This is a genomic window from Pandoraea sp. SD6-2 (assembly GCF_000389825.1).
Taxonomy (GTDB): domain Bacteria; phylum Pseudomonadota; class Gammaproteobacteria; order Burkholderiales; family Burkholderiaceae; genus Pandoraea; species Pandoraea communis.
Genome location: NZ_KB944423.1, coordinates 301,580 through 326,996 on the forward strand (window position 1 = coordinate 301,580; position 25,417 = coordinate 326,996).

Below are 25,417 nucleotides of genomic sequence, written 5' to 3' on the forward strand. Positions count from 1 at the left end.
GGCATCTTTCGATGTCACCGCCTGTTTGTTGGGCTTCCCTGCCGAACTGCGTCTCTCAGCACACCCGGCCTTACCAATATCGCTCAGGTGCCGCGCTTGATCCACGCAGACAAGTTGTGCGGACGCAGCGTGTCGTACTCCTCGAAGGGCTGGTGAATCCACGGATTCGTTGCCAGGAATTCGACCGCGTAATCCGGAGCCACCTTCGAGCAAGCCTTGTGCCACAGCACTGCGGAGCGCACATCGGTCACCTTCGGGAAACGCTCCTTGAGGTGCTTGCCAACGCGTTCGAGCGTCACCCCCGAATCGACCAGATCGTCGACCAGCAGCACACGGCCTTCCAGCTCGCCGCGCGTGATGGTGATGTACTGGGCAATGTCGAGATCGCCACGAACAGTGCCTTCGGCTTCACGATACGAACTGGTCGCCAGAATCGCGAGCGGCACGTCATAGATGCGTGCAAGCTGATCGCCTACACGCAAACCACCACGGGCCAGACACAGGATCTTGTCGAACTTCCAGTCGGACTCATAGACCTTGAGCGCCAGACGCTCGATCAGCCGGTGGTACTCTTCCCACGAGACCCAGAGGTTCTTATCGTCGTTTTGGGGCAGATTCATGGTGTGCCTTGCCAGTCCTACTGGTATTTCAGTTCTTGAAGGGATGACGCAACAGAATGGTTTCGTCACGGTCAGGTCCGGTCGACACCATATCGATCGGAATACCGCTCACCTCTTCAATACGCTTCAGGTAGGTTTGCGCCTGAACCGGCAGTTGATCCCACGACGTCACGCCAAACGTGCTCTGCGTCCAGCCGGGGAAATCTTCGTACACCGGCTCACAGCGCGCCACGTCCACAGCGCCGCGCGGCAGAATGTCGATCATCTTGCCGTCAATCTTGTAGCCCACGCACAGACGCACGGTCTCGAGGCCGTCGAGCACGTCGAGTTTCGTCATGCACAAGCCCGTCACGCCGTTGATCTGGATCGAACGCTTGAGTGCTGCGGCATCCATCCAGCCCGTGCGGCGCGGACGGCCCGTCACCGAGCCGAATTCCTTGCCAACGGTCGCCAATTTCAGGCCAATGGCTTCCTGACGTGCGGGGTTGTCCGCATCGTACAGCTCGCTCGGGAACGGACCGGCGCCAACGCGCGTGCAATATGCCTTGGTGATGCCCAGCACGTAGTGCAATTGCTGCGGCCCCACGCCAGCGCCAGCGGAAGCGGCACCTGCGACGCAGTTGCTGCTGGTCACGAACGGGTACGTGCCGTGATCGATATCGAGCAGCGTGCCTTGTGCGCCTTCGAACAACAGATTCTGTCCTTCGCGGTTGGCGGCATAGAGCATCTGCGACACGTCGGAAATCATCGGCTTCAGACGCGCGGCATAGCTGAGCATCGTGTCCAGCGTTTCCTGGAAGTCGACAGCCTTCGCGCCCAGATACTGCGTCAGGACGAAGTTGTGATAATCGAGGTTTTCACGCAGACGGGTGGCGAATGTCTCCGGATCGAAGAGGTCCTGCACGCGCAACGCACGGCGGCCGACCTTATCTTCGTACGCCGGACCGATGCCGCGACCGGTCGTGCCGATCTTGCCAGCACCGCGACGCGCTTCGCGCGCCTGGTCGATGGCGATGTGGTACGGGAGGATCAGGGTACAGGCTTCGGAAATACGCAGACGGCCGCAGACATTCAGACCGGCACTTTCCAGCTCATCGATTTCCTTGAACAGCGCTTCGGGCGAAAGCACCACGCCGTTGCCGATGTAGCAAGTGACGTCCTTGTGCATGATGCCCGACGGGATCAGGCGCAGAATCGTCTTCTTGCCACCGATGATGAGCGTATGTCCGGCATTATGGCCCCCTTGGAATCGCACCACGCCTTGCGCGTGATCGGTCAGCCAGTCGACGACCTTACCTTTGCCCTCGTCACCCCACTGGGTTCCGATAACGACGACGTTGCGTCCCTGATTCAAAGCATTGCCGGACATAACAATAGTTGGTTTGGTTAAAAACGTATTCTACCCGTGTTGACGGGCGCTAGTGCCGCTTTTTTCAGCGAAGTTCACCGGGGCGTCACAACCCACTGACCATTTTTCTCGACAAGTACACGGTCCCCCGTGAACTCCTCGAAATCCTGATCGTGCCCCGGCAGCATGCGGATGACGACCTCGCCCGCATCTCGCAGGCTCTCGATCTTGGCACGCAACCCAGGGACGTCGTCCGCCGGCGCCAAAATGGCGTTACTGCGCGCTTCAACCGGCGAAATTGCTGCCAATTCACGCAAATCAAGTGAAAAACCGGTTGCCGGACGGTCTCGCCCGAACGCCTGCCCCACTTTGTCGTAGCGTCCACCGCGCGCAATCGCATTGGGGATGCCATCGACATATGCGGCGAACATCACGCCACTGTGGTACTGATAGCCTCGCAGATCGGCCAGATCGATGGACAGCACTGCCGGGCCATCCTTGCTCTGCGACGCCGCCAGATAGGCCAGATCGTCCAATGCAGCCTTCACACCGGGCAGATCCGGCAGCACCTTGCGGGCGCGAGCGAGTGTCTCGGCCGGTTCACCATACAACGTGGTCAACGCCAGCAGCGCGTCGCGAAGGAGCACAGGCAGGTCACGAGTCAGCGCTTCGAGTTGCGGCACATCCTTGGTTGCCAGGGCACCGAACAACTGACTCTCAATAGCCTCGGCAGCCGGCACACGCTCGATCAGCGCCTCCAGAACGCCTGCATGGCACAGATCGATCCGAATCTGCTTCAGGCCGGCAAGTTGCAGGCAGTAGAGCAACAGCTCCTGAATCTCGAGATCGGCTTCCAGCCCGCTATGCCCGAAGATTTCAGCGCCGATCTGGAACGGTTCGCGCGTTGCCAGCAAATTGCGCGGACGCGTAAACAGAACGCTCCCCGCATAGCACAGACGCGTCACGCCCTTGCGATTGAGCAAGTGGGCGTCGATACGGGCGATCTGCGGGGTGATGTCGGCGCGCAGGCCCATCGTACGGCCCGAGAGCTGGTCAACGAGCTTGAACGTGCGCAGATCGAGGTCGTGGCCGGTGCCGGTCAGCAGCGACTCGACGTACTCGAGCATCGGCGGCATCACGAGTTCGTACCCGTAGGTGCGGAAGCGATCGAGCATGAGCCGGCGCAGATCTTCGATCTTGCGCGCCTCGGACGGCAGCACGTCGGCGATATTTTCGGGAAGGAGCCAGTTCGGCATGGATATTTCGGTACTCAGGCGGCGCAGGGAAGCGCCTTTTAGTGGTCGGCCAGCAGCATCAGAATCAGCCCCAACGAGACGGCGGCCAGGCCGAAGAAGCGAATCTGGCCGGACGGCATTTCCGTTATTTTACGAAAACTTTGCCGCCACCGTTCCGGAGCGACAAACGGAAACAACCCCTCGACGATCAGCATGAGGGCCAAAGCGAGAATTATCGTGCTGCTGGTCACAGGGGGACTCGGCCAAAACGCCACCGCCCGCGTTTGACGCGGGCGGTGGCAGCTACTCGGATGTCAAAGGCGTTATTTTCCCGCTTTTCCGCTCGGCGCGCCAGCACCACCGGAGCCGCGCATAAATCGGAAGAAATCGCTGTTCGGGTCGGCAATGATGACGTCCGCCTTGTCGCGGAACGTCGCCTTGTACGCTTCCAGGCTCTGATAGAACTGCGCGAACTGCGGATCACGGCCAAATGCCTGCGCGTATATACCCGCCGCAGCGGCATCGCCCTCGCCCTTGACCTGCTGGGCCTTGGCATAGGCTTCCGCCACCACCACGTCGCGCTGGCGGTCGGCATCGGCACGAATCTGCTCGGCCTCGGCAGCGCCAGTCGAACGCAGCTCGTTCGCCACGCGCTTACGCTCGGCAGCCATCCGGCTATAGACCGAATCGCTGATGCCAGCGGCCAGATCCACGCGGCGCATCCTCACGTCGACAATCTCGATGCCCACTTGCGCAGCGTCTTCGCCGACCTTCTGCTTGACCCACTGCATTACCTGTTCACGCTGCGAGGACACCACCTCCGTCACCGTGCGCTTGGTGAACGCTTCCTGCAATGCCGAGCGAATCTGCTGCGTCAATCTATCCTGAGCAAGACGGCTCTCACCCTTGAAGCTCACGTAGAACTTGCGCGGGTCGACGATACGCCACTTCACATACGAGTCGACGATCAGGTTCTTCTTCTCGGCCGTGATGAAGCGCTCCGGCTCCGGGTTATCGATGGTCATGATGCGCTTATCCAGATACAGCACGGTCTGGAGCGGCGGCGGCAACTTGAATTTCAGGCCAGGCTGGCTATATACGTCGCGGATCTCGCCCAGCGAAAACACCACGGCAAAACGGCGCTGATCCACCACGAACATCGTCGAGGCAAGCACGATCAACAGAACGATCAGCGCAACAATTACGGTTCCAATACGGTTCATGCGCTTATCCCCTTAGCGTGAATCGCGGTCGCGGTTGCGCAATGCCGCGCGCGATCGATCATGGTCGGCGTCCGAGCTGTCATCAGCAGCAGACGATCCAGTGGCTGCATTCGCTGCCGCACCGGAGGCCGGGGCCGGCGGCGACGCATCGCCGCTGCGGGTGCGCTCCATGATCTTGTCCAACGGCAGGTACAACAGACTGTTGTTCTTCGAATCCACCATGATCTTCGTGGTACGCGAATAGATCTGCTGCATCGTGTCCAGGTACATCCGCTCGCGAATGACGCCGGGCGCCTTGGCATAGGCTTCCTGCACCAGTTTGAAGCGATCGGCATCGCCCTGCGCTTGCGACACGACACGCGCCTTGTAGCCGGCAGCCTCTTCCGTCAGACGCGACGCCGTACCCTTGGCACGCGGAATCACGTTATTGGCATAGGCCTGCGCTTCATTCTTCGCACGCTCCAGATCCTGCCCAGCCTTCACGGCATCGTCGAAAGCGGCCTGCACCTGCTCAGGCGGCTGTACGCTTTGCATCGTCACGCTCGTGACCAGAATGCCGGTCTTGTAGTCGTCAAGAATGCGCTGGATCGAAGTGACCAGGTCGTTGGCGATCTCTTCGCGACCGGCGTAGAGCACAAAGTCCATCTTGCTCTTGCCGACGATCTCGCGAACCGCCGTTTGCGCTGCCAAGTTCACCGACGATTCGGCGTCCACGTTATTGAACAGGAATTCGGTCGCATCCTTGATGCGGTACTGCACGGCAAAGCGCACGTCGATGATGTTTTCATCGCCCGTGAGCATCGACGAATCCTTCAGATCGGTATCGCGAATCGTATTCGAGCGGCCGATTTCGACCGAACGGATCTGCGACATGTTGACGATCTCGACCGATTGGAACGGGTACGGCAGGCGCCATTGAATACCCGAAGTCGTCGTGTACTTGTATTTGCCGAATTGCGTGACGACGCCGACCTGACCTTCCTGGACGATGAAGACGCCGGTGGCCAGCCAGATCAGGAATGCCAGCGCGATGACAACGCCGGCGCCGATGCTCGATCCGCGCGAGCCGCCGGAGAAATTGCTCGAACCGCCGTTATTGCCGCCTCCGCCACTCTTGCGGCCGAAGATACGGTTAAGACGCCGATTGAAATCGCGCCACAGTTCGTCGAGATCGGGGGGGCCGTCCTGCTGCGGACCTTGCGGTCCGCGCTGTGGCTCCTTCGGATCCTGCGGATTCGGATTGTTCGCACGATCGGGGCGGTTCGGCTCCTGATTACCGGACGGCGTATCGCCGCCGTCCCGCCCCCAGCGCGGGTCGTTCAGGGAGAATATCAAGCCAACTCGTCGCATCAAAGCTCTTGGAAGCATAGGTAGAAGCGTGGTGACTGAAGCGGTCTTGGCGTTGCGACCGGCGCGCCTCACTTCGGAGCGCGCATGCTGCCGGTTCGCGCGTAGTTCCCGAATCTCTGGTGTGCCGATCGGTGGCCTTGCCCGGCCTCCGTCTAGTCTCTTGCCAGTTCGTCACCCGTGTTGTGCGCTGCCGGTGTTCCCCGTGGCAGTCACCCTTCACGGTGTGACGTCTCGTGTTATCTGTCTTCTGCGCGCGGCACATCGCCCCAACGGTCGATAAGCCGGACATCGGGCGCTTCGATCTGCGATTGTAACCCAGCAGTGCCGGCCACAACCGCCTCGCTAATGGCCTCGCGCAGCAGGTCGAGGCCCTGGCCGGTGCGCGCGCTCAAAAAGACTCGCGTAATGCGCCCGGCTTCATCCCGTTCGATTCTCGGCCCTTGTGCGGCCAGTTCCGGCACCGCGTCGATCTTGTTCCAGACGAGAATCTGCGGGATGTCGGCCGCATCGATCTCTGCCAAAACGGCGTTGACCTCGGCCATCTGCTCCTGGCGCACCTGACTTGAGGCATCCACCACATGCAGCAGCATATCGGCGTGTACCGTCTCCTCAAGCGTCGCCCGGAATGCCGCAACCAATTGGTGCGGCAGCTCGCGGATGAATCCGACAGTGTCAGACAGCACGATGTTCCCGACATCGCCAAGATAAACACGACGGGAGGTGGTATCGAGCGTGGCAAACAACTGATCTGCGGCGTAGGCATTGGCCTTCGTCATCGCATTGAACAGCGTGGATTTGCCCGCATTCGTGTAGCCCACCAGCGAAATCGACACGGTGCCGCTGCGCTGGCGCGCACGACGTTGCGTGTCGTGCTGGCGTCGAAGCTTCTCGAGGCGAACCTCGAGCGACTTCACGCGGTCGCCGAGCAGTCGGCGATCGGTTTCCAACTGCGTTTCACCCGGTCCGCGCAAGCCAATACCGCCCTTCTGACGTTCCAAGTGGGTCCAGGCGCGCACCAGGCGCGTGGACAGGTACCGCAACTGCGCGAGTTCGACCTGCAGCTTGCCCTCATGACTCTTGGCACGTTGGGCAAAGATATCGAGGATCAGGCTGGTGCGATCGACCACCCGACGCTGCAACAGGTGTTCGAGGTTACGCTGCTGGCCAGGCGTCAGGGCGTGATTGAAAATGACCAGTTCGACGTCGTACTCTTCGATGGCGGCACGCAGCTCTTCGGCTTTACCACTGCCGATGAAGAGCTTTGCATCCGGGCTGTGACGGCGACCAGTAATGGTCACGACAGGCGTGGCGCCTGCGGATTGCGTCAGAAGGTCGAGTTCCTGGAGGCTGGCTTCGAAATCGAGTTTGCCGAAATCGATGCCGACGAGCGCGGCGTTGATCGTCAAGCTACGCTGGGGATGGGTATTGGGGCTGTTGGACAAGAGCGGGCGATGGGGAAGAGAAATTCGCCCGGCCGGAGAGACTCCCGGTCGGGCGAGCCTGAATCAGGACTGCTCGGCTTCCGGATGGAAATTCACCGGACGCGCAGGTACGACCGTCGAAATGGCATGCTTATAGACCATTTGGGTAACCGTGTTGCGCAGCAGGACGACATACTGGTCAAACGACTCGATGTTTCCCTGCAGCTTGATACCGTTGACCAGATAGATCGAGACGGGAACATGCTCCTTACGCAAGGCGTTCAGAAACGGGTCTTGTAAAAGTTGCCCTTTGTTGCTCATAAGTTACTCCATTGTATTTTTAGCAAATGACCGTAAGCCAAGGCGTGTGCGCGCTTCCCACCCTGACTTCCACACTATAGCTGATTTTGCTAGCGTCGCCAGCAAAACCCCGCCCTGGACTGGCTTTCACTCGCCCTTGGCGTAAGGGTTCGCGCTGTTCCGGAACTCTATGCGTAATGGAGTGCCCTTCAACTTAAAAGTTTCGCGGAAACGGTTCTCGAGGTAACGCCGATAGGTATCGGTCACCCCATCGAGACTATTCCCGTGAATGACGATGATCGGCGGATTCGAGCCCCCTTGGTGGGCGTAGCGCAGCTTCGGACGGGAGAACCCTGAACGTCGCGGCTGCTGATGCTCCACCGCCTCGATGAGGGCTTTGGTCAGCTTCGGCGTCGGCAGTTTGCTCATCGCCGCAGCGTACGCCTCGTCCACCGAGCGCATCAGCGGGCCAATGCCCGTGGCCTTCGCGGCCGAAACGAAGTGAAAGTTCGCAAAAGAGAGGAACTTGAGCTTTCGCTCCAATTCCTGCTTGGTCTGCTCACGCGTGTACTCGTCCAGTCCATCCCACTTGTTCACGCCAACGACCAGCGCACGCCCCGATTCGACGATAAAACCGGCGATATGTGCGTCCTGATCCGAGATGTCCTGACGGGCATCCAGCATGAGGATCACGACGTTCGCATCGGCGATCGATTGCAGCGTTTTCACAACCGAGAACTTCTCGACAGCCTCGAAAACCTTGCCGCGACGGCGCAGACCGGCGGTATCGATCAGCGTGTATTTGCGTCCCTGACGCTCGAATTCGATATGAATCGAGTCGCGCGTGGTGCCCGGCATGTCGTATGCGATCACACGCTCTTCACCGAGGAGTGTATTGACCAACGTCGATTTGCCGACGTTCGGACGCCCGACGATGGCGATCTTCACTCGCCCGTCGTTCTGCTTATCCTCTTCGCTCTCGTCCTGATTCGCGTAAAACGGTGCGATGGCTTCGTCGATGACTTCCTTCACACCGTCGCCATGCGCGGCCGAGATGGCGAGCGGGTCGCCCAGACCGAGTTCGTAGAATTCGTTCGCGACTGACGAATACTTCATGCCCTCGGCCTTATTGACCACGAGCATGATCTTGCGCCCTGTCTTGCGCAGATAATCGGCAATGATCTGATCGTGCGGCGTGAGACCCTGACGTCCGTCCACGATATAGATCACCACGTCGGCCTCAACCACGGCCTGACGCGTCTGCTTGGCCATTTCGTGGAAGATGCCCTCCTTGGCCACAGGTTCGAAGCCACCGGTGTCGATCAGCAGGTACGGATGCTCGCCAACGCGCCCCTCGCCATAGTGACGGTCGCGCGTGAGCCCGGGCATGTCGGCGACGAGCGCGTCGCGCGAGCGGGTCAAACGGTTGAATAGCGTCGATTTGCCGACGTTGGGGCGCCCTACGAGCGCGATCACGGGTTTCATGAATAAGCCCTAAAAACGAAGACGGCCGGCAGCGCGCCGGCCGTTCCCGGAAAATGCCCGGGTGCTGCCGGTAACCGGTTAATCCGGACGGAAGCCGTAGATGTTGCCGTCGCGCGTTTGCACAACCAGTGTCTGGCCGGCAAGGATCGGTTGCGCACCGATCGCACCGCTCAGTTTGACGCGAGCCAGAAGCTCACCATTGTCACGCGACAGGAAATGCAGATAGCCCTGCTTGTCGCCCACCACCACCACGCGGCCGAGCGCCAACGGCGCCGACAGGTCGCGGTACTTGAGCTTGTCGTTCTGCCACAGTGTACTGCCATCGGCAGCGCTGAAGGCGTAGACGGCGCCATCGGTGTTCACTGCCGCCACCACACGTTCATCCTGCGTAACACCGTTCGGCGACGAGAAATCGCGCGCCCACAAGCCATTGCCGGTCTGCACATCGGCACAGCCCACACGGCCCTGGAACGTCGCACCGCACACCTGACGGCCGAACACGACCGGCGAGCCGGTTACGTCGTTCACACGCTCCACTTCCGTCACACCCTTCGGGTACGACAGCGGCGTGACCCACAGCGGGTTGCCGGTATTGGCGTCGAGCGCCACCATCTTGCCGCCAGGGAAGCCCGTCACGACGGCACGGTCACCCACGAACGTCATGCCCGTGCCGGTACGCAGCGTGAGCGTCGACGACGGCTGCGAATACGACCAACGCACCGAGCCCGTACCCGAATCGAACGCCGTCACGCGATTGTTGATCGCACGCACGACAACGATGCCGCGACCGACCAGCGGCGCCGTGAGTACCTCGCTACCGGCGTTGGCCTTCCAGAACTGCTTGCCGTCGTGATCGAACGCGATCACATCGCCCTTGTGCGTGGCGACGACGGTCGTCTCGCCGTCGCTGCCCGGACCGGCGGTGATGTTCGTATCCGCCTTGGCCGACCAGGTCGATGCCCCCGTATCCGCATCCACGCGCACGATGCTGCCGTTCGCGCCTGCGGCGAACACGGCGTTGCCCACCGCGACCGGTGCGAAGCTGTAAGCGCCGGCCTTGCCAACGCTGGCTGTCCAGATCTGCTTGACGGTCAACGCCTGCTTGATCTCCGTGAGCGGCGTCGGCTCGTGCGCCGGCTTGCCGCCGAAGATTCCGCAACCACCCAGCGTACCCAGCACTGCCAGCGTCAGCACGGCACTGCCCGCGCGCTTGAAAATGCCACGGCGCGTCGACGCCGCCTGCGCGGACTGTGACATGGCCATCGTTTGCGGCATCGATCGACGGAAGTCGTTAAAGATCATCATGTACCCGGTTATGCGTTATGGGAGGGTAATACTTGCCAACGGAGTGCCAAACGCGCGTCAGGCCCCCAGCGCGTCGAGCTTGAACTGAACGAACTGGCGCATGCCCGAATCCTGCTTGTCGAGCTTTTCGAGTGCCAGCTTGTACGCGGTACGCGCATCGGCCACCTTGCTCTGCGCGACCAGCACGTCGCCACGGCGATCGGCGAACAGACCGGCGTAAGGGGCGGGCGGATTGTCGAGCAGCTTGAGCGCTTCGTCGTACGCTTTTTCGTCGAGCAACACACCGGCCAGACGCAGCTTGGCAAGTTGCTTGTACTCGTCGTCCTTCGCGTTCGACACCGCCCACTGCAGTTGCGCCTTCGAACCCGCCGCATCCCCCGCATCTGCAAGCGACTTGGCTGCAAGCATTGCCGTCATCTGTGCGTACGGCGTACCGCTGAACTTGCTTTCCATGTCCGACGCGATACGGGCCACCTTCGCCTTGTCCTTCGCGTCGATGGCATTCTCCAACTCGCCATACAGTACGCCCGCCTCGACCGTCTGCTTGCGGTCGTAATAGCGCCAAAGGTTCCAGCCACCATAGGCCAGCATGATGACGACCAGCGTCCAGATAACGTAATTGCCGTACTGCTTCCACCAGGCCTTTACGTTCTCGATCTGTTCCTGTTCCTCGTGATAGCTGCTCATTCGCCGGTGCTCTCCGTGTCTGGCGTCTTGAATTAATGAAGGGTTTCGTTACCCGCGCCGACATCGGCCAGGCTTTCGTTCACGCTTTCGTCGGCACTGGCGACGATCGTGTCGATCAAGTGCTCCGCGAGGCCGTCGAACGCTACGCTCGTTTGATTGTTCGCCTGATCGGCGGCACGCAGGTGCTTGACCACGGCCGTGCCCGAAGCCACTTCGTTCTCGCCGATGATCACTGCGAAATTCGCGCCGCTCGCGTCCGCACGCTTCATTTGCGACTTGAAGCTGCTGCCCTTGCCGTCCGGACTGCAGTGGAATACGACGTTCAAACCGGCATCACGCATACGTTCGGCCGCGATCAGCGCAGGCGCGACAGCCGCGTCACCCTGATGCACGACGTACACGTCGGCGCCTTCGGCCTGCGGCACGAGATCGTCTTCGCGCAGCAATTCGAGAATGCGCTCAACTCCCATGGCCCAGCCGCACGCCGGCGTGGCATCGCCACCCAGTTGTTCGACCAGCGGATCGTAACGGCCGCCACCGGCAACCGTGCCCTGTGCACCCAGCTTGTCGGTCACCCACTCGAACACGGTCAGATTGTAGTAATCCAGCCCGCGCACCAGACGCGGATTGATCGTGAACGGAATGTTGTTCGCCTTGAGCAGCGACTGCACGCCTTCGAAATGCTTGATCGAGTCCTCACCGAGGTAGTCGATGAGCTTCGGTGCCCCTTCGACCATCTCCTGCATCGCCGGGTTCTTCGTATCGAGCACGCGCAGCGGGTTCGTGTAGAGACGGCGCTTGCCGTCTTCATCGAGCAAGTCGACATGCTTCTCGAGATACGCGATCAGATCGGCACGATGACGTGCACGCTCTTCGCCCTGCCCCAGCGAGTTCAGTTGCAGATGAATGCCGGTCAGCCCGAGATCGTCCCACAGGCGCTGGCACATCAGAATGATTTCGACATCCGCGTCCGGACCGGCAAGACCGAGCGCCTCAACGCCCACCTGGTGGAACTGGCGATAGCGGCCGCGCTGCGGCTTCTCGTGACGGAACATCGGGCCGAAATACCACAGACGCTTCGGACCGCCGTACAGCAGATTGTGCTCGAGCGTCGCACGCACTGCGGCTGCGGTGCCCTCCGGGCGCATCGTCAATTGCTCGCCGTTGAGCGAATCGGTGAAGCTGTACATCTCCTTCTCGACGATATCGGTCACTTCACCGATACCGCGCGTGAACAACTGCGTGTGCTCGAGAATCGGCGTACGGATCTGCTGATAGCCGTACGCACGCAACATGGCGCGCACCGATTCCTCGAAGAACTCCCACAGGGCTTCGTCCTGCGGAAGAATGTCATTCATGCCTTTGACCCCGGCCAGTTTGGCGGGGCGCTTCTTCTTTGCGTCAGTCATATTCTCTTGTGTGTCCTGCCTGCTTATGCGGCGACCGCCCCTTCGGCCTGACCGTAGCGGGTCTTCACGTACGCGTCGACGATCTGCTGGAACTCTTCGGCGATATGATCGCCGCGCAACGTGCGCACCTTTTCACCATCGACGAACACGGGGGCCGCCGGCGATTCGCCCGACCCCGGCAAGCTGATGCCGATGTTCGCGTGCTTCGACTCTCCGGGGCCGTTCACGATACACCCCATCACCGCGACGTTCATATTCTCGACGCCCGGATATTGCGCCTTCCATATCGGCATTTGTTCACGCAGATATGCCTGAATATTCGAGGCCAGTTCCTGGAACACCGTACTCGTCGTGCGGCCGCACCCAGGGCAGGCGATGACCATCGGCGCAAACGCGCGCAGGCCCATCGTCTGCAGGATTTCCTGCGCCACCACGACCTCACCGGTACGCGCGCCGCCGGGCTCCGGCGTCAGCGAAATACGGATCGTGTCGCCAATCCCTTCCTGCAGCAGCACCGACAGTGCGGCCGTCGACGCCACGATACCCTTCGACCCCATGCCGGCTTCGGTCAGCCCCAGATGCAGGGCGTAGTCGCAACGCTTGGCCAGTTCGCGATAAACGGCGATCAGGTCCTGCACCGCGCTCACCTTGCAGGAGAGCAAAATCTTGTTGGCCGACAAACCCACGCGTTGCGCCAGTTCCGCCGACTCCAGCGCCGACGTGATAAGGGCTTCGTACATCACGCTCTGTGCATCCCAGGGCGTCGCACGTGCCGCGTTCTCGTCCATGATCCGCGCGAGCAGCGACTGATCCAGGCTGCCCCAGTTCACGCCGATACGCACAGGCTTGTCGTACTTGATCGCCATTTCGATCATTTGCGCGAACTGCGTATCACGTTTGGCGCCTTGCCCGACGTTACCCGGGTTGATGCGGTACTTCGACAGCGCGTCGGCGCATGCCGGATAGTCGGCAAGCAGCTTATGGCCGTTATAGTGAAAGTCGCCGACCAGCGGCACCATCACACCCATGCGGTCGAGTTGGTCGCGAATTGCCGGCACCGCGGCGGCGGCTTCCGGTGTATTCACGGTGATGCGTACCAGCTCGGAGCCTGCCTGCGCCAGTTCCTTGACCTGAATGGCCGTACCGATCACGTCTGCCGTATCGGTGTTGGTCATCGATTGCACGCGAATCGGCGAGTCGCCACCGACCGTCACCAGTTGCCCACCCCAGCGAATCTCGACCTTGCGCGACTGACGGCGGGGTGCCGGACCGCCGATGATCGGCATGCATTCTACAGAAGCCATGATTACCCTCTTTCGGTCTTACTGGAGCGTCAGACGCGCCACATTGCCCGCGTTGCGGGACTTGATCTCGACCGGTTGACCGTTGAATTCCAGCGACTCGACGCCCGCGACGTTACCCACAACGACCTTGAGCGGCGCATCGCCCGTAATTACCTGTTCGGCACCTGCGCGCATCAACTGGGAGAACAGCACCTTGCCGTCCTTCGAACGTACTTCGACCCAGCTATCCGCCTTCAGGTGCAACGCAATCTTGCCATTACCTGGCGCACCCGGGATGGACGCCTTGCCATCGGCCGGGGTTCCCGGCGTCGGCGCCACCGGCGCGGCTGCAGCGCTGGCGCCCGTCAGCCCGGCAACCACGTGCGTCGGATCGGTAGCCGCAATCAGGCCCGGGCCCGCTGCGGCAGCGCTGGCCGGTGCAGTATTGACGGCACCCTCGGTATTGCCGGTGTTGACGCTATTCGTACCGTCTGCGCCGGGCGGCGTGCCATTGGCATCGGCCACCACAGGTTGACTGGCCGGTTCGGCAACGTCTGTCGCTCCCTGGGCCGATGCAGCACTGGCCAACTCTGCCGGCTCGGTGGAACCACGCCCCGGCTTGTGGGCATTGCCGAAATACCAGGCAGCGCCGGCGATCACGACGAGCGCAGCCAACGCCCAAGGCCATTTGGCCTGCGACGCGGCAACCGGCGAGCGGAAGCGCACCGGGCTCTTCGGAATACTCGGCTGGCCCGTCGGGGGTTGCGGAATATCGATGGGCGCAGCGCGGCCAAAACGGCGCAGCGGCTCGATCATCGGCTCCGGATCGGCCCCGAGCATGCGTGCGTAGCTGCGCACGACACCCAGAATAAATGGCATTTCCGGCAAGGCATCCCACTCGCCGGCTTCAAGACGCTTGAGCTTTCGCACCGAGACTTTCAAGCGCGCCGACACGTCTTCGATCGACATGCCGCGCTGCTCGCGCAATGCTGCCAGTTGCGCACCCACCTGCGCCCCCAGCTCAGTCCATCCGACGGTCGCTCCCTGCGGCAATCCTTGGCTCTCGGCCCCGGCTTGCCCGCCTGCATCCGCCTGATTCTGGTTATCCATCGATACGCCCCCGTTCGTAGACAGCCGCCTGCAGCGGCTGAGGATATGCTGGCGACAGTTCCACTACCTCACCTCCCGTGCACGCGGCGTGAAGATCTGCACGGCGCATCGGACGACTCAGCGAGGAACTGACGGAATCGCGCGGGACACGATACGCGCCCCGCGCAAGGAATGCTGTAGTGCGAGACTGATCCGACGGGCGGCATGGCGCGTGCGGGGCCGACGGCCCTCGCCACGGTCCGCGCCCGCTCATGCGCAACCTCATACGGTACGCACCTCGACCGCGATTTTCCCAAATTTGCCGCGCTGCGCAAGCCGCGTGCGATCCTGCACCTCTCCGGCGAGCTGACCGCATGCCGCATCGATGTCGTCGCCGCGCGTCTTGCGCACGGTCGTCACGAGCCCCGCGTCGAGCAGAATTTGCGCGAAGCGCTTGATCTGCGGGTCTTTCGAGCGCAGCAGGCCGGATTCGGGAAACGGATTGAACGGGATCAGATTGAATTTGCACGGCACGTCGCGCGTCAGGGCGACAAGCTCGCGCGCATGCGCCTCGGTGTCGTTCACACCGTCGAGCATGCAGTACTCGAACGTGATGAAATCGCGCGGCGCCACTTCCAGGTAACGCTCGCACGCGCCCATCAGTTCGCGTAACGGATATTTCTTGTTGAGCGGCACGAGCACATCGCGCAGTGCGTCGTTCGGCGCATGCAGCGACACGGCCAGCGCCACAGGGAGTTCCTGCCCCAGACGATCCATCATCGGCACGACACCCGAGGTCGACAGTGTGACACGGCGACGCGACAGCCCATAGGCGTTATCGTCGAGCATCAGGCGCATTGCACCCACGACATTGTCGAAATTGAGCAACGGCTCGCCCATGCCCATCATCACCACGTTGGTGATGACACGCTCGTTCTTGCCTTCTCGCCCGAGGTCGCGGCGCAACGCAAACTCGGCCATCCACAATTGACCGATGATTTCGCCAAGCGACAGATTGCGCGAGAAACCCTGCTTGCCGGTCGAACAGAACCGGCAGTTGACGGCGCAGCCCGCTTGCGATGAAACGCAAAGCGTGCCACGCGTCTCTTCGGGGATGTAGACGGTCTCGACGGCGTTGCCGTTACCCACGTCCAACAGCCATTTGCGCGTGCCATCGGTCGACACGTGGTCGGTGATGGCCGCCGGCGCAGCGATGATCGCACGTGTGTGCAACTTTTCGCGCAGCGACTTGGCAAGATCGGTCATGCCGTCGAAATCGGCGGCACCCATCTGGTGGATCCAGCGCTGGAGCTGGCGAGCACGGAACGGCTTCTCGCCGAGCGTGCCGCAATAGGCGGCCAGACCGTCCGGATCGTAATCAAGCAGATTCGTGAGGTTGGTCATGGCCCTGGTCCGTCAACATCCCTTCGGTATCTTCCTGCGATTGAGCGGCTAAACGCGTATTAACGCGCGTAGACGTTCAGGCCGGCGAAGAAGAACGACACTTCGACAGCAGCCGTTTCGGCGGCATCCGAACCATGCACGGCGTTCGCGTCGATGCTGTCGGCGAAGTCGGCGCGAATCGTGCCCTTCTCAGCCTTCTTCGGATCGGTAGCGCCCATCAGTTCGCGGTGCTTCGCGATGGCGTTCTCACCTTCCAGCACTTGAATCATCACCGGACCGGAGATCATGAAGTCGACCAGATCCTTGAAAAACGGGCGCTCCTTGTGCACGGCGTAGAACTGCTCGGCTTCGGCGCGCGACAGGTGCACCAGCTTGGCGGCTGCGATCTTCAGGCCTGCGCCTTCGAAACGGCTATAAATCTGGCCGATCACGTTCTTGGCAACGGCATCGGGCTTGATAATCGACAAAGTGCGTTCGACTGCCATGAAAAACTCCAAAAAATTAAGCAGTTATATAACCAACATGAACCCGTAATTGTAGCACGAAGGCTGTTATGATGGTGATGGAACCTACGGTACGCGTACCGCTCAAACGCAAGACGGCCGGGACGATCCGGCTTTTCAAGAAGTTGACGTAAGGGTGTGATTCCGGCACCTTACCCAAATGGGAAGGTCGGATGGCGTGCCGGCGGCTTGAAATTCAGGCATTCGCCCTGAGATTTCGAGAATCGTCTGAGCGCTTTCCCGGGAGTCTTTCGGTATCCTTTGACTTCGACGACAAGCCAGACCAACGGCTGCGGGGGATTTGCCGGCGACGAGAGCCGGTCATCGTAAGCGTCAAGAGGCGCTTGCCGGCCCCGCCGGCGGGCACAATGACCACGGAGAACACATTATATGAACCAGGATTTCCAACGTTTCGGCTACGGTGGGACGCAAGGCGCCACAACCGTACAGGTGCGCAACAAGGTACTGCGCAATACATACTGGCTGCTCGCGCTGTCGATGCTGCCGACGATTGCCGGGGCTTGGCTGGGCGTGAATTACGGTTTCTCGCTGTTCGCGGGCAGCCCGATGGTCAGTGTGATCGCATTCCTTGCCATTGCTTTCGGCTTCATGTTCGCCATCGAGCGCTTCAAGAATAGCGGCGTAGGCGTGGCGTTGCTGCTGGGCTTCACGTTCTTCATGGGCCTCATGCTTACGCGCCTGCTGAGCTTCGTGCTCGGCTTCTCGAACGGCGCATCGCTGATCATGTTGGCGTTCGGCGGAACCGCCGTGATTTTCGGCGTGATGGCAACGGTCGCCACGGTCAGCAAGCGCGACTTCAGTGGCTTGGGCAAATGGCTGTTCATGGGCGTGCTCGTGATTCTGCTGGCCTCGGTTGCCAATATCTGGCTGCAACTGCCGGCGCTGATGCTGACGGTCTCGGTCCTCGCCATCGCCATCTTCTCGGCATACATTCTGTTCGACGTGCAGCGCGTCGTGAACGGCGGCGAGACGAACTATGTCACGGCGACGCTCGCGATTTATCTCGACCTGTACAACATCTTCACCAACCTGCTCGCCATCCTCGGTGTGCTGGGCGGCAATCGCAACTGACGCCCCCCGTCGCGGCGGCGCGGACATCCCCGCGTCACCGGAGACGCAAAAAAGCCAGTCCCTCGGGACTGGCTTTTTTCTTTACGCGGCGTGATTTTCCAGCTCGCCTCACCGCCCAGCCTACTCGGCACCTCAGCCAACCGGCCGCAACTCATTTCGCAAAGTCCGCGGCCAATCACGCAATGTCGTCAGGCCGCTTCGTGAATCACGCCCTCACCGCCGGTGGCCCCGGCAATCGCCTCAAGACCTTCATCTGCCTGATGCTCGGCGACGTCAGATTCCGACACCCGCATGCGCGGCACCCAGGGCTGGCCGATGCTCTCATGCTCGAAAACCGCCATCGACTCGACGTGCGAGGTGTGCGGGAACATATTCACCACACCGGCCAGCGTCAGACGATACCCCGCCTCATGCACAAGAAGGCCAGCATCTCTGGCAAGCGTCGCGGGACTGCATGAAACGTAGACGATGCGCTTGGGCAGGCCTTCGTACCCCTGCTGCGCCAGTTCGGCCAGCGCCTTCGATACCGCCAGGGCGCCCTCTCGCGGCGGATCGATCAAGTAACGATCAAAGGCGCCCAAGGCACGAATATCGTCTGCCGTGATATCGAACAGATTGCGGCAAGCGAACTCGGTGCGGTCCGCCACCCCATTGCGCTGCGCGTTGGCGAGCGCGCGTTCGGTCAGCGCGGTACTGCCCTCGATCCCGACAACCGATCCGGCACGGCGCGCCAGAGGCAGCGTGAAGTTACCCAGACCACAGAACAGATCGAGCACACGTTCATGCGGCTCCGGCGCGAGCAATCGCAGCGCGCGATGCACGAGAACGCGGTTGATCTGGTGATTGACCTGCGTGAAGTCGGTGGGCTTGAACGGCATCCGGATCTGGTACTCCGGAAGCGTGTAGTGCAACTCCGGCTCAAGCGGATAGAAGGGTACCGCCGTGTCCGGCCCCTTCGTCTGCACCCAGAATTGCACGCGATTCGCGTCTGCAAACGCGCGCAGCATGTCTTCGTCCGCCGGCGTGAGAGGCTCGAGAATACGCAACACCAGTGCCGTCACGTCCGCGCCAATCGCCAACTCAATCTGCGGCAAACGCTCGCGAATCGATAGCGATTCGACCAGACGCCGCAGCGGCACAAGCATATCCGACACGTGACGCGGCAACACTTCGCACGAGTCCATGTCGGCCACATAGCTGCTCTTGCGCTCGTGGAATCCGATGAGGACCCCCCCCTTCTTCGGCACATAGCGCACCGTCAAGCGCGCACGGAATCGGTAACCCCAATCTGGCCCCTGAATCGGGCGAAGTATGGCTTCGGCCTTCACCTTGCCAAGGCGCGCCAGATTATCTTCGAGCACCCGTTGCTTGATGGCAATTTGCGCACGCGGTTCGAGATGCTGCATCGAGCACCCCCCGCACTTGCCGAAATGCGGACATTGCGGCTTGGCGCGCATCGAACTCGCGCGCAGCACATTGATGGCTTCCGCCTGCTCAAACTTGGGCTTGCGCCGATAGCTGAGATACGTGACGCGTTCGCCCGGCAGCGCGCCTTCGACGAAAATCACTTTACCGGGTTTAAAGTCCGGCGTACCTGGCTCTCCCTCGGGTGCGGTGCGGCCGACACCGCGCGCCTCCATGTCGAGCGATTCGATATCGATGATGCCGGGCTCGGCGCTGGGCCGATTGCGCGAGGAGTTTCGGGAGGAGCGGGTCACGTCTTCATTCTCATATGCGACAGCAAACCCGACATTTTAATCGATTCGCCCGCCATTCATGCAGCACTCGCAAGGCGATCCTGCCTAATTCGTCGCAAATGAACGGAATCACACCCAAGCGGCGAGATATTCCTTCCAGTGCGGCGCCGCTTCCTGCTCGAGCGAGCGCTTTACGAATTCGATTTCCTGATCGTACTCCGCCTGGCGCAAACCACCGCGCATCAACTGAAAACGACAGTAAACAAGGTACGTATTGACGACGTCGGTCTCGCAATAGTTGCGAATCTCTTCGAGCTTGCCGCCGCGATAAGCCTCCCAGACTTTACTGCCGTCCATCCCGAGCTTGCCGGGGAATCCGCACAGCTTGGCGAGGTCGTCGAGCGGGGCATTCGCGCGCGCCTGATACATCGCCAGCAAGTCCATCAAATCCAGATGGCGCTGGTGATAGCGGCTGATGTAGTTATTCCACTTGAACTCGCGGTCGTCTTCACCCATGTCCCAATAACGGGGCGCGGCAATGCCGTGAATCATCGCGCGGTAATGCAACACCGGCAGATCGAAGCCACCACCATTCCACGACACGATTTGCGGCGCGTATTTTTCGATAGTGCGATAAAAGCCCGAGACAAGCGCTCCCTCGCCATCGTCGAGTGTGCCTAGCGACTTCACGCGGAACCCGTCGCGATCGCGGAACACGCACGAGATGGCGGCGATGCGATGCAGGTGAAGGGGCAGGAAGTCGTGCCCGACCTTTTCACGGCGCGCGGCGAAAGCGGCTTCGGCAACGGCGTCGTCGGAAAACCCTGCGTACGCCGGTTCGAGCTTGCGCAAACCGTCGACGTCGGGAATCGTTTCAATGTCGAAGACGAGTACGGGAGATGGCATGATGAAAATCAAAAGAAAGAATCAGCGAGCATCGCAATTCGGCATCGTCGCCCTGCCCGCTCGCATTCAACGCGGGATACAGGCCACCACATCTATCAGAGCACCGCGTCCTTACGAACGCCGTTCGACGCGAAATAGCGTTTGAGTTTGACGAGCGCCTCTTGCTGGATCTGACGCACGCGCTCGCGGGTCAATCCCATCTCGTCGGCGAGTTCCTCGAGCGTGGCAGGTTCCACGCGATTGAGGCCGAACCGGCGCTCGATGACATAACGATGTTTGGTGGACAGTCGCGAGAGCCACAGGCGCATGAGGTCTTCCAGCTCGCGATGCTGCACCTCCTGCTCGGGGGCCTGGCTATGATCGTCAGAAAGCAGGTCGAGCAGACTGCTGCCGGGATCGATTTCCAGCGGTGCGTCCAGCGACGCCACATGCTCGTTGAGCGCGAGGATGTCGATGATCTCCTCGGGTGTCTTGCCGGTGAGATCGGCAATATCCTCGACGCGCGCATCCCGTTGCTCACCGCCGTCGACATACGCCGCACTCTTTTCAAGGTGACGCTTTGCGCGCAGTACCTGATTGAGTTCGCGAATGACATGCACCGGCAAGCGTACCGTGCGCGCCTGATTCATGATGGCGCGTTCGATGCTCTGGCGAATCCACCACGTGGCATACGTCGAAAAACGGAAACCGCGCCCTGGGTCGAATTTTTCGATGGCGTGCATCAGGCCGAGGTTGCCCTCCTCGATCAGATCGAGCAACGGCACTCCGCGGTTGAGATAGCCCTTGGCAATGCTCACAACGAGGCGCAGATTGCGCTCGATCATGACCTGGCGCGCGGCAAACTCGCCCGCCTGCGCACGCGTGGAGAAATCGAGTTCCTCGGTGGGCGTCAGCAGCGGCTTGACACTGATGCGATTGAGATAGTGCTGGACGGTGTCGGCGGTGAGCTCGGCTTGCAACACGGTGCCGAAGTCGTCGCCGGCGGCAGCTTTGCGCTTGCGGCCGGTGGCGGCAGTGCCTCCCCCCTCCTCGGCGGTGTCGGACGGCGAGGCGTCCTCCTCCTCCGCCTCGCGCTCGTCGAAAGCGTCGTCCACGTCCTCGTCCTGCCGGGATTGCCGATCGTCAACGTCCTGATCGGTCTCCGGGGCAGCGAGGTCTTCCTCTTGCGAAGTACGACGCTTTCTCTTGAGCATTCGACCCTGCCTAGTTTATTGAGGCGGCAAATACTTCATCGGATCCACTGGCTTGCCGTCACGGCGCACCTCGAAGTGCAGCATGACACGATCTGCATCCGAGTTACCCATTTCGGCAATTTTCTGACCCCGCGTCACGGAGTCGCCTTCCTTGACCAACAGTGTGCGGTTGTGCGCATACGCCGTCAAGAAGGTGGCATCGTGTTTGATGATGACAAGGTTGCCATAGCCACGCAGGCCGGCTCCCGAGTACACCACTTTACCCGCGCCCGCCGCATAGACGGGATCGCCGGTGCTGCCAGCGATGTTCAGGCCTTTATTCTTCGAATCGTCGAAACGGCCCACGACACTGCCCTTGGCCGGCCACGAAAGCTGCAACTCGCCACTCGACACGGCAGACGGTGCCGCCGATGCCGACGAACTGGCCGGCGGTGTCACCACAGCGGGCGGCACCGATGCCGGATTGCTGCTCGCGGACGACGGCGTGCTGGCCACGGGTGCCGGCACCGGCGTACCTGTGTCGCCTGCCGGCGGCTTCACACGCAGTACCTGACCGACTTCGATCTGGTCCGGGTTTTGAATATTGTTCCATCGCGCGATGTCGCGATAGTTCTGACCGTTCTCCAGCGCGATGCGATAGAGGCGATCACCCGGCTTGACGCGATAATACCCGGCCGGCACCGGTGTGTTGTCAATGACGGGCGCGGTGCCCGGCACATTGCTGTCGGTCGTCGTACCGCCTACGGTACGGTCGACGACCGGCGCCCCGACTTGTCGCGATGCACACGCTGCCAGCATGCTCAGCAACAGGACACTGGCGACGCGTTGTTGGAAACCCGCTCGCAAATTCACTCAAATCCTCCGCAGAATAGGCCCGACGGGCTTAAATGATGCCCGATTTTAAGGGGACGAATAACACCCTATCAAGCTGCGTCTCGCGCCATTGGCGCGCACCGACGCGCTCGATGAGGGTCAAAATCTGTTGCTCACCACCCACCGGGGCGATAAGACGTGCGCCGACCGCAAGCTGATCGATCAGCGCGTCCGGAATTTCCAGTCCGGCAGCCGCGATGACGATGCCGTCGAAAGGCGCGACGGCCGGCAGGCCCAGACGCCCATCGCCGTAGTGCAGGCGAATATTGGGCACCCGCAAGGGCCGCAGGTTGGCCTTTGCCCGCTCATGCAGCGGACGAACGCGCTCAATGGAATAGACGTCGCGTGCCACGCATGACAACACCGCCGCCTGATAGCCGCAACCCGTGCCGATTTCCAGCACTTTCTCCAGTGGACGCCCCCCGCCAAGCAGCAATTCGATCATGCGCCCGACGACCGACGGCTTCGAAATGGTCTGTCCGTGCCCGATCGGCAACGCGGCGTCTTCATAAGCCTGATTAGCAAGCGCCGCATCCACGAACCCATGACGCGGCACCGTCGCCAGCGCCGCCAGCACGCCCGGGTGTTTGACGCCCGACGCCGCCACGCGTTCAGCCATTCGCGCCCGCACCCGATCCGACGTCAGCCCGATGCCATCGGGCGAACTGCCAAGGGCCGATGTGCCGGCACGGGCTGTGCCGCCAGTCGAAACCTTCCCAGGCATCGCACTGCGCACCGCGCTCTTCGCACCTGGCGCACTCCCCTTCTGAGCGACACCCGCGCCCGGCACCTTGGCGGCGGGCCGAGGAGCGCTTTTCGTGGGATGCGACGCTGGCTGAGCATGCGGTGCCGACGCTGGTCTTGCAAGTCCTTTCGGTACGACCGAGTGCGGCGCGTGCGCGCCGCCGGGCCGGGCCGAAGCCCCTGCCATCGGCGTGGAAGCAGCTCGCAGGCTGTTATGCGTCGCGGCGGAAGCACTTCCGTTCGCCGTCGGCTTTCCATTTCCCGGGTTCGCAGGCGCAGTGCCCCGCGTCATCGCGGCAGGCGGTGCACCGGCGGGACTGGCCCGCGACGCCTTGTCGAGCACCGGCGCCTTGCGTTGCCGGCGCGTCATGACTTCGGCAAGAGGAAGAGGAAAACGCTTCGGCGATGTCGTCATCGTTGGGCCACCCCTGCGCTGGCCAGCCAATCGTGCACGACGCCAAGTCGTGCGGTATGCGTGAGATCCAGTTGCAAGGGGGTGACCGAGACGTAATCGTGCGCCACGGCATGGAAATCCGTGCCTTCGCTGCTATCGCGAGCATCGCCGGCCGGACCGATCCAGTAAATCGTTTCGCCGCGCGGGCTTTCCTGACGGATCACTGGCTGCGATTGGTGTCTTTTCCCAAGACGCGTCGCGAGCGAGCCCTTCAGGTGGTCGTACGGCAAATTGGGGATATTGACGTTCAAAAGGAAGGGGGCCCCCAGCGGGCGCTCCATATAACGCTCGACAATCTCGCGCGCTACACGCGCTGCGCTTTCCAGATGATCCCAGCCTTTGTTGACTTGCGAGAACGCGAACGAAGGAACGCCGAAGAGAAAACCCTCGGTGGCCGCTGCCACGGTACCGGAGTACAACGTGTCTTCGCCCATGTTCTGGCCATTGTTGATGCCGGAGACCACGATATCGGGCCGCTCGTCGAGCAGCCCGGTCAGCGCCACGTGCACACAGTCGGTCGGCGTGCCGTTGATGAACGTGAAACCGTTGCCCGCCTTGAACACGGAAAGCGGTCGTTGCAGGGTCAGAGAATTGGACGCACCACTACAGTTCTGTTCGGGTGCCACCACGGTAATGTCGCCAAGCGGTGCCAGCGCCTCATATAGCGCGGCCAGGCCCGGCGCCTGATACCCATCGTCGTTGCTGAGCAGGATTCGCATGCGGCAATTGTAACCGAGGAAAGGTGCTCGGATATGACGCCATAGCGGCATCGGTCGCGTCTTCGCCACGGCACGGCGTCGACAGTTTTGCCACGGTCCTGCCACAAGTTTGCCGCCAATCGGTCAAGGCCGCCGGCGGTGAAACTACGCCCGCCGAACGGCCCGACACGCCGTTACATCTTCTCGGTCTCTCCGGCTTGCGGCTGCCAGACAAGCAAACGCCGCTCAACCACCCCCACCAGCCCATCGAGCACGAGCGCAAACGCCGTCAGAATCAGCACCCCGGCGATGACCGCGTTGATGTCGAAGGTTCCTTCCGCCTGCAGGATCAGATAACCGACGCCTCGCGCCGAGCCGAGGTACTCCCCGACCACGGCCCCCACGAACGCGAGTCCGACGGAGTTGTGCAGACTGGAGAACACCCAACTGGTAGCGCTCGGCAGGTACACGCGACGCAACAACTGACGCTGATTCGCCCCTAGCATGCGCGCATTCGCCAGCACGACCGGGCTCACCTCTTTCACGCCCTGATAGACGTTGAAGAACACGATAAAGAACACCAGCGTCACGCCCAGCGCCACTTTCGACCAAATGCCAAGCCCGAACCACACACCGAAGATCGGCGCGAGGATGACCCGAGGCATCGAGTTGGCCGCCTTGATGTAGGGATCGAGCAGCGCCCCCGCACTTGGCGAGAGTGCAAGCCAAAGCCCCACAGCCAGCCCGAACACGGTACCGATCGCGAAGGCGAGCACCGTCTCCAGCAGCGTGACGCCAAGATGAAGATAGATCTCGCCACTGACAAACCATTGCCAGATCTGGAGCAGCACCTTCTGCGGCTCACCGAAGAAAAAAGCCGCCTTGTCGGGGCTGTCGAAGTAGAACGCGGGCAGCAGCGTCGGGCTCGTGAGAACGTACCAGACGAGAAAACCCACCACCAGCAGCAGCCATTGCCACAAACGCAGGTGGCGCATGAACGAACGATTACGCATGACGAACGAATTCCGGGAATATCAGACAAGCCACCAGGCGAATCAGATGGGCCAATCGAACAAGCCAAAGCCGTCCGGCAAATTG

The 25,417-nt window shown here is 61.4% G+C and carries 24 protein-coding genes; 1 reads left to right on the plus strand and 23 read right to left on the minus strand.

Features of this window, described 5'->3' with window-relative positions; translation table 11 throughout:
• Window positions 1-83 precede the first annotated feature (83 nt).
• The 16 genes from C266_RS01425 to ndk form a co-directional block, all read right to left on the minus strand.
• Complete coding sequence (locus tag C266_RS01425; RefSeq protein ID WP_010807276.1) at window positions 84-620, minus strand: phosphoribosyltransferase; 537 nt, start codon at window positions 618-620, stop codon at window positions 84-86.
• A gap of 28 nt (window positions 621-648) precedes the next feature.
• Window positions 649-1,989 carry an adenylosuccinate synthase gene (locus tag C266_RS01430; protein WP_010807277.1) on the minus strand — a complete coding sequence of 447 codons (1,341 nt, stop codon included), beginning with the start codon at window positions 1,987-1,989 and terminating at the stop codon, window positions 649-651.
• Between the two features lie 74 nt (window positions 1,990-2,063).
• On the minus strand, window positions 2,064-3,224 hold the full coding sequence (locus C266_RS01435) for an ATP phosphoribosyltransferase regulatory subunit (protein ID WP_010807278.1): 1,161 nt from the start codon (window positions 3,222-3,224) through the stop codon (window positions 2,064-2,066).
• Window positions 3,225-3,262: 38 nt separating this feature from the next.
• Entirely contained in the window at window positions 3,263-3,454 is a 192-nt protein-coding gene (locus C266_RS01440; protein WP_036660910.1) for a DUF2065 domain-containing protein, read from the minus strand.
• Between the two features lie 72 nt (window positions 3,455-3,526).
• Window positions 3,527-4,426, minus strand: coding sequence for a protease modulator HflC (gene hflC / locus C266_RS01445; protein WP_010807280.1), 900 nt, complete (start codon window positions 4,424-4,426; stop codon window positions 3,527-3,529).
• Between the two features lie 12 nt (window positions 4,427-4,438).
• Window positions 4,439-5,794, minus strand: a complete 1,356-nt coding sequence (hflK, locus tag C266_RS01450) for an FtsH protease activity modulator HflK (protein ID WP_036660912.1) — start codon at window positions 5,792-5,794, stop codon at window positions 4,439-4,441.
• 218 nt (window positions 5,795-6,012) lie between these two features.
• Window positions 6,013-7,176 (minus strand): GTPase HflX, encoded by a 1,164-nt coding sequence (hflX, locus tag C266_RS01455; protein ID WP_256380688.1) that lies wholly within the window; start codon window positions 7,174-7,176, stop codon window positions 6,013-6,015.
• Between the two features lie 105 nt (window positions 7,177-7,281).
• The gene (gene hfq / locus C266_RS01460) at window positions 7,282-7,518 is read right to left on the minus strand and encodes an RNA chaperone Hfq (protein ID WP_010807283.1); all 237 of its coding nucleotides are present in this window, start codon (window positions 7,516-7,518) and stop codon (window positions 7,282-7,284) included.
• 126 nt (window positions 7,519-7,644) lie between these two features.
• Entirely contained in the window at window positions 7,645-8,982 is a 1,338-nt protein-coding gene (gene der / locus C266_RS01465) for a ribosome biogenesis GTPase Der (RefSeq protein WP_010807284.1), read from the minus strand.
• Between the two features lie 78 nt (window positions 8,983-9,060).
• A complete protein-coding gene (gene bamB / locus C266_RS01470; protein WP_036661085.1) occupies window positions 9,061-10,239 on the minus strand; it encodes an outer membrane protein assembly factor BamB in 1,179 nt (392 codons plus the stop codon).
• Window positions 10,240-10,344: 105 nt separating this feature from the next.
• Window positions 10,345-10,974 (minus strand): tetratricopeptide repeat protein, encoded by a 630-nt coding sequence (locus C266_RS01475; protein ID WP_010807286.1) that lies wholly within the window; start codon window positions 10,972-10,974, stop codon window positions 10,345-10,347.
• 32 nt (window positions 10,975-11,006) lie between these two features.
• The gene (gene hisS, locus C266_RS01480) at window positions 11,007-12,383 is read right to left on the minus strand and encodes a histidine--tRNA ligase (RefSeq protein WP_010807287.1); all 1,377 of its coding nucleotides are present in this window, start codon (window positions 12,381-12,383) and stop codon (window positions 11,007-11,009) included.
• 23 nt (window positions 12,384-12,406) lie between these two features.
• Window positions 12,407-13,687, minus strand: coding sequence for a flavodoxin-dependent (E)-4-hydroxy-3-methylbut-2-enyl-diphosphate synthase (gene ispG / locus C266_RS01485; protein ID WP_036660915.1), 1,281 nt, complete (start codon window positions 13,685-13,687; stop codon window positions 12,407-12,409).
• Between the two features lie 18 nt (window positions 13,688-13,705).
• On the minus strand, window positions 13,706-14,776 hold the full coding sequence (locus C266_RS01490) for a RodZ domain-containing protein (RefSeq protein ID WP_010807289.1): 1,071 nt from the start codon (window positions 14,774-14,776) through the stop codon (window positions 13,706-13,708).
• Window positions 14,777-15,037: 261 nt separating this feature from the next.
• Window positions 15,038-16,159 carry a 23S rRNA (adenine(2503)-C(2))-methyltransferase RlmN gene (gene rlmN / locus C266_RS01495; RefSeq protein WP_010807290.1) on the minus strand — a complete coding sequence of 374 codons (1,122 nt, stop codon included), beginning with the start codon at window positions 16,157-16,159 and terminating at the stop codon, window positions 15,038-15,040.
• 59 nt (window positions 16,160-16,218) lie between these two features.
• Window positions 16,219-16,644, minus strand: a complete 426-nt coding sequence (gene ndk, locus C266_RS01500) for a nucleoside-diphosphate kinase (RefSeq protein ID WP_010807291.1) — start codon at window positions 16,642-16,644, stop codon at window positions 16,219-16,221.
• Between the two features lie 408 nt (window positions 16,645-17,052).
• On the opposite strand from ndk, the gene C266_RS01505 reads away from it, so the two are divergent.
• Entirely contained in the window at window positions 17,053-17,754 is a 702-nt protein-coding gene (locus C266_RS01505) for a Bax inhibitor-1/YccA family protein (RefSeq protein ID WP_010807292.1), read from the plus strand.
• A 188-nt stretch (window positions 17,755-17,942) separates the two neighbouring features.
• Here C266_RS01505 and rlmD read toward each other — a convergent pair whose 3' ends face one another.
• The 7 genes from rlmD to C266_RS01540 all read right to left on the minus strand — a co-directional run bounded on the left by rlmD (window position 17,943) and on the right by C266_RS01540 (window position 25,332).
• On the minus strand, window positions 17,943-19,472 hold the full coding sequence (rlmD, locus tag C266_RS01510) for a 23S rRNA (uracil(1939)-C(5))-methyltransferase RlmD (RefSeq protein WP_010807293.1): 1,530 nt from the start codon (window positions 19,470-19,472) through the stop codon (window positions 17,943-17,945).
• Between the two features lie 108 nt (window positions 19,473-19,580).
• On the minus strand, window positions 19,581-20,357 hold the full coding sequence (locus C266_RS01515) for a 3'-5' exonuclease (protein ID WP_036661088.1): 777 nt from the start codon (window positions 20,355-20,357) through the stop codon (window positions 19,581-19,583).
• Between the two features lie 95 nt (window positions 20,358-20,452).
• Window positions 20,453-21,550 carry an RNA polymerase sigma factor RpoS gene (gene rpoS / locus C266_RS01520; RefSeq protein WP_010807295.1) on the minus strand — a complete coding sequence of 366 codons (1,098 nt, stop codon included), beginning with the start codon at window positions 21,548-21,550 and terminating at the stop codon, window positions 20,453-20,455.
• Window positions 21,551-21,565: 15 nt separating this feature from the next.
• Entirely contained in the window at window positions 21,566-22,348 is a 783-nt protein-coding gene (locus C266_RS01525; RefSeq protein WP_246189846.1) for a peptidoglycan DD-metalloendopeptidase family protein, read from the minus strand.
• Between the two features lie 85 nt (window positions 22,349-22,433).
• Window positions 22,434-23,582 (minus strand): protein-L-isoaspartate(D-aspartate) O-methyltransferase, encoded by a 1,149-nt coding sequence (locus C266_RS26515; protein WP_010807297.1) that lies wholly within the window; start codon window positions 23,580-23,582, stop codon window positions 22,434-22,436.
• Window positions 23,579-24,340, minus strand: coding sequence for a 5'/3'-nucleotidase SurE (surE, locus tag C266_RS01535; protein WP_010807298.1), 762 nt, complete (start codon window positions 24,338-24,340; stop codon window positions 23,579-23,581). Before surE ends, C266_RS26515 begins: the two co-directional genes overlap by 4 nt.
• A 173-nt stretch (window positions 24,341-24,513) precedes the next feature.
• On the minus strand, window positions 24,514-25,332 hold the full coding sequence (locus C266_RS01540; RefSeq protein WP_010807299.1) for an ABC transporter permease: 819 nt from the start codon (window positions 25,330-25,332) through the stop codon (window positions 24,514-24,516).
• Window positions 25,333-25,417: the final 85 nt, after the last annotated feature.

Bases quoted from the DNA above. Each gene is read 5' to 3' on its own strand.
- C266_RS01425 (WP_010807276.1), bottom strand. From the start codon at position 620: ATGAATCTGCCCCAAAACGACGATAAGAACCTCTGGGTCTCGTGGGAA.
- C266_RS01430 (WP_010807277.1), bottom strand. From the start codon at position 1,989: ATGTCCGGCAATGCTTTGAATCAGGGACGCAACGTCGTCGTTATCGGA.
- C266_RS01435 (WP_010807278.1), bottom strand. From the start codon at position 3,224: ATGCCGAACTGGCTCCTTCCCGAAAATATCGCCGACGTGCTGCCGTCC.
- hflC (WP_010807280.1), bottom strand. From the start codon at position 4,426: ATGAACCGTATTGGAACCGTAATTGTTGCGCTGATCGTTCTGTTGATC.
- hflK (WP_036660912.1), bottom strand. From the start codon at position 5,794: ATGCTTCCAAGAGCTTTGATGCGACGAGTTGGCTTGATATTCTCCCTG.
- hfq (WP_010807283.1), bottom strand. From the start codon at position 7,518: ATGAGCAACAAAGGGCAACTTTTACAAGACCCGTTTCTGAACGCCTTG.
- der (WP_010807284.1), bottom strand. From the start codon at position 8,982: ATGAAACCCGTGATCGCGCTCGTAGGGCGCCCCAACGTCGGCAAATCG.
- bamB (WP_036661085.1), bottom strand. From the start codon at position 10,239: ATGTCACAGTCCGCGCAGGCGGCGTCGACGCGCCGTGGCATTTTCAAG.
- C266_RS01475 (WP_010807286.1), bottom strand. From the start codon at position 10,974: ATGAGCAGCTATCACGAGGAACAGGAACAGATCGAGAACGTAAAGGCC.
- hisS (WP_010807287.1), bottom strand. From the start codon at position 12,383: ATGACTGACGCAAAGAAGAAGCGCCCCGCCAAACTGGCCGGGGTCAAA.
- ispG (WP_036660915.1), bottom strand. From the start codon at position 13,687: ATGGCTTCTGTAGAATGCATGCCGATCATCGGCGGTCCGGCACCCCGC.
- C266_RS01490 (WP_010807289.1), bottom strand. From the start codon at position 14,776: ATGGATAACCAGAATCAGGCGGATGCAGGCGGGCAAGCCGGGGCCGAG.
- rlmN (WP_010807290.1), bottom strand. From the start codon at position 16,159: ATGACCAACCTCACGAATCTGCTTGATTACGATCCGGACGGTCTGGCC.
- ndk (WP_010807291.1), bottom strand. From the start codon at position 16,644: ATGGCAGTCGAACGCACTTTGTCGATTATCAAGCCCGATGCCGTTGCC.
- C266_RS01505 (WP_010807292.1), top strand. From the start codon at position 17,053: ATGAACCAGGATTTCCAACGTTTCGGCTACGGTGGGACGCAAGGCGCC.
- C266_RS01515 (WP_036661088.1), bottom strand. From the start codon at position 20,357: ATGCCATCTCCCGTACTCGTCTTCGACATTGAAACGATTCCCGACGTC.
- rpoS (WP_010807295.1), bottom strand. From the start codon at position 21,550: ATGCTCAAGAGAAAGCGTCGTACTTCGCAAGAGGAAGACCTCGCTGCC.
- C266_RS01525 (WP_246189846.1), bottom strand. From the start codon at position 22,348: ATGCTGGCAGCGTGTGCATCGCGACAAGTCGGGGCGCCGGTCGTCGAC.
- C266_RS26515 (WP_010807297.1), bottom strand. From the start codon at position 23,582: ATGACGACATCGCCGAAGCGTTTTCCTCTTCCTCTTGCCGAAGTCATG.
- surE (WP_010807298.1), bottom strand. From the start codon at position 24,340: ATGCGAATCCTGCTCAGCAACGACGATGGGTATCAGGCGCCGGGCCTG.
- C266_RS01540 (WP_010807299.1), bottom strand. From the start codon at position 25,332: ATGCGTAATCGTTCGTTCATGCGCCACCTGCGTTTGTGGCAATGGCTG.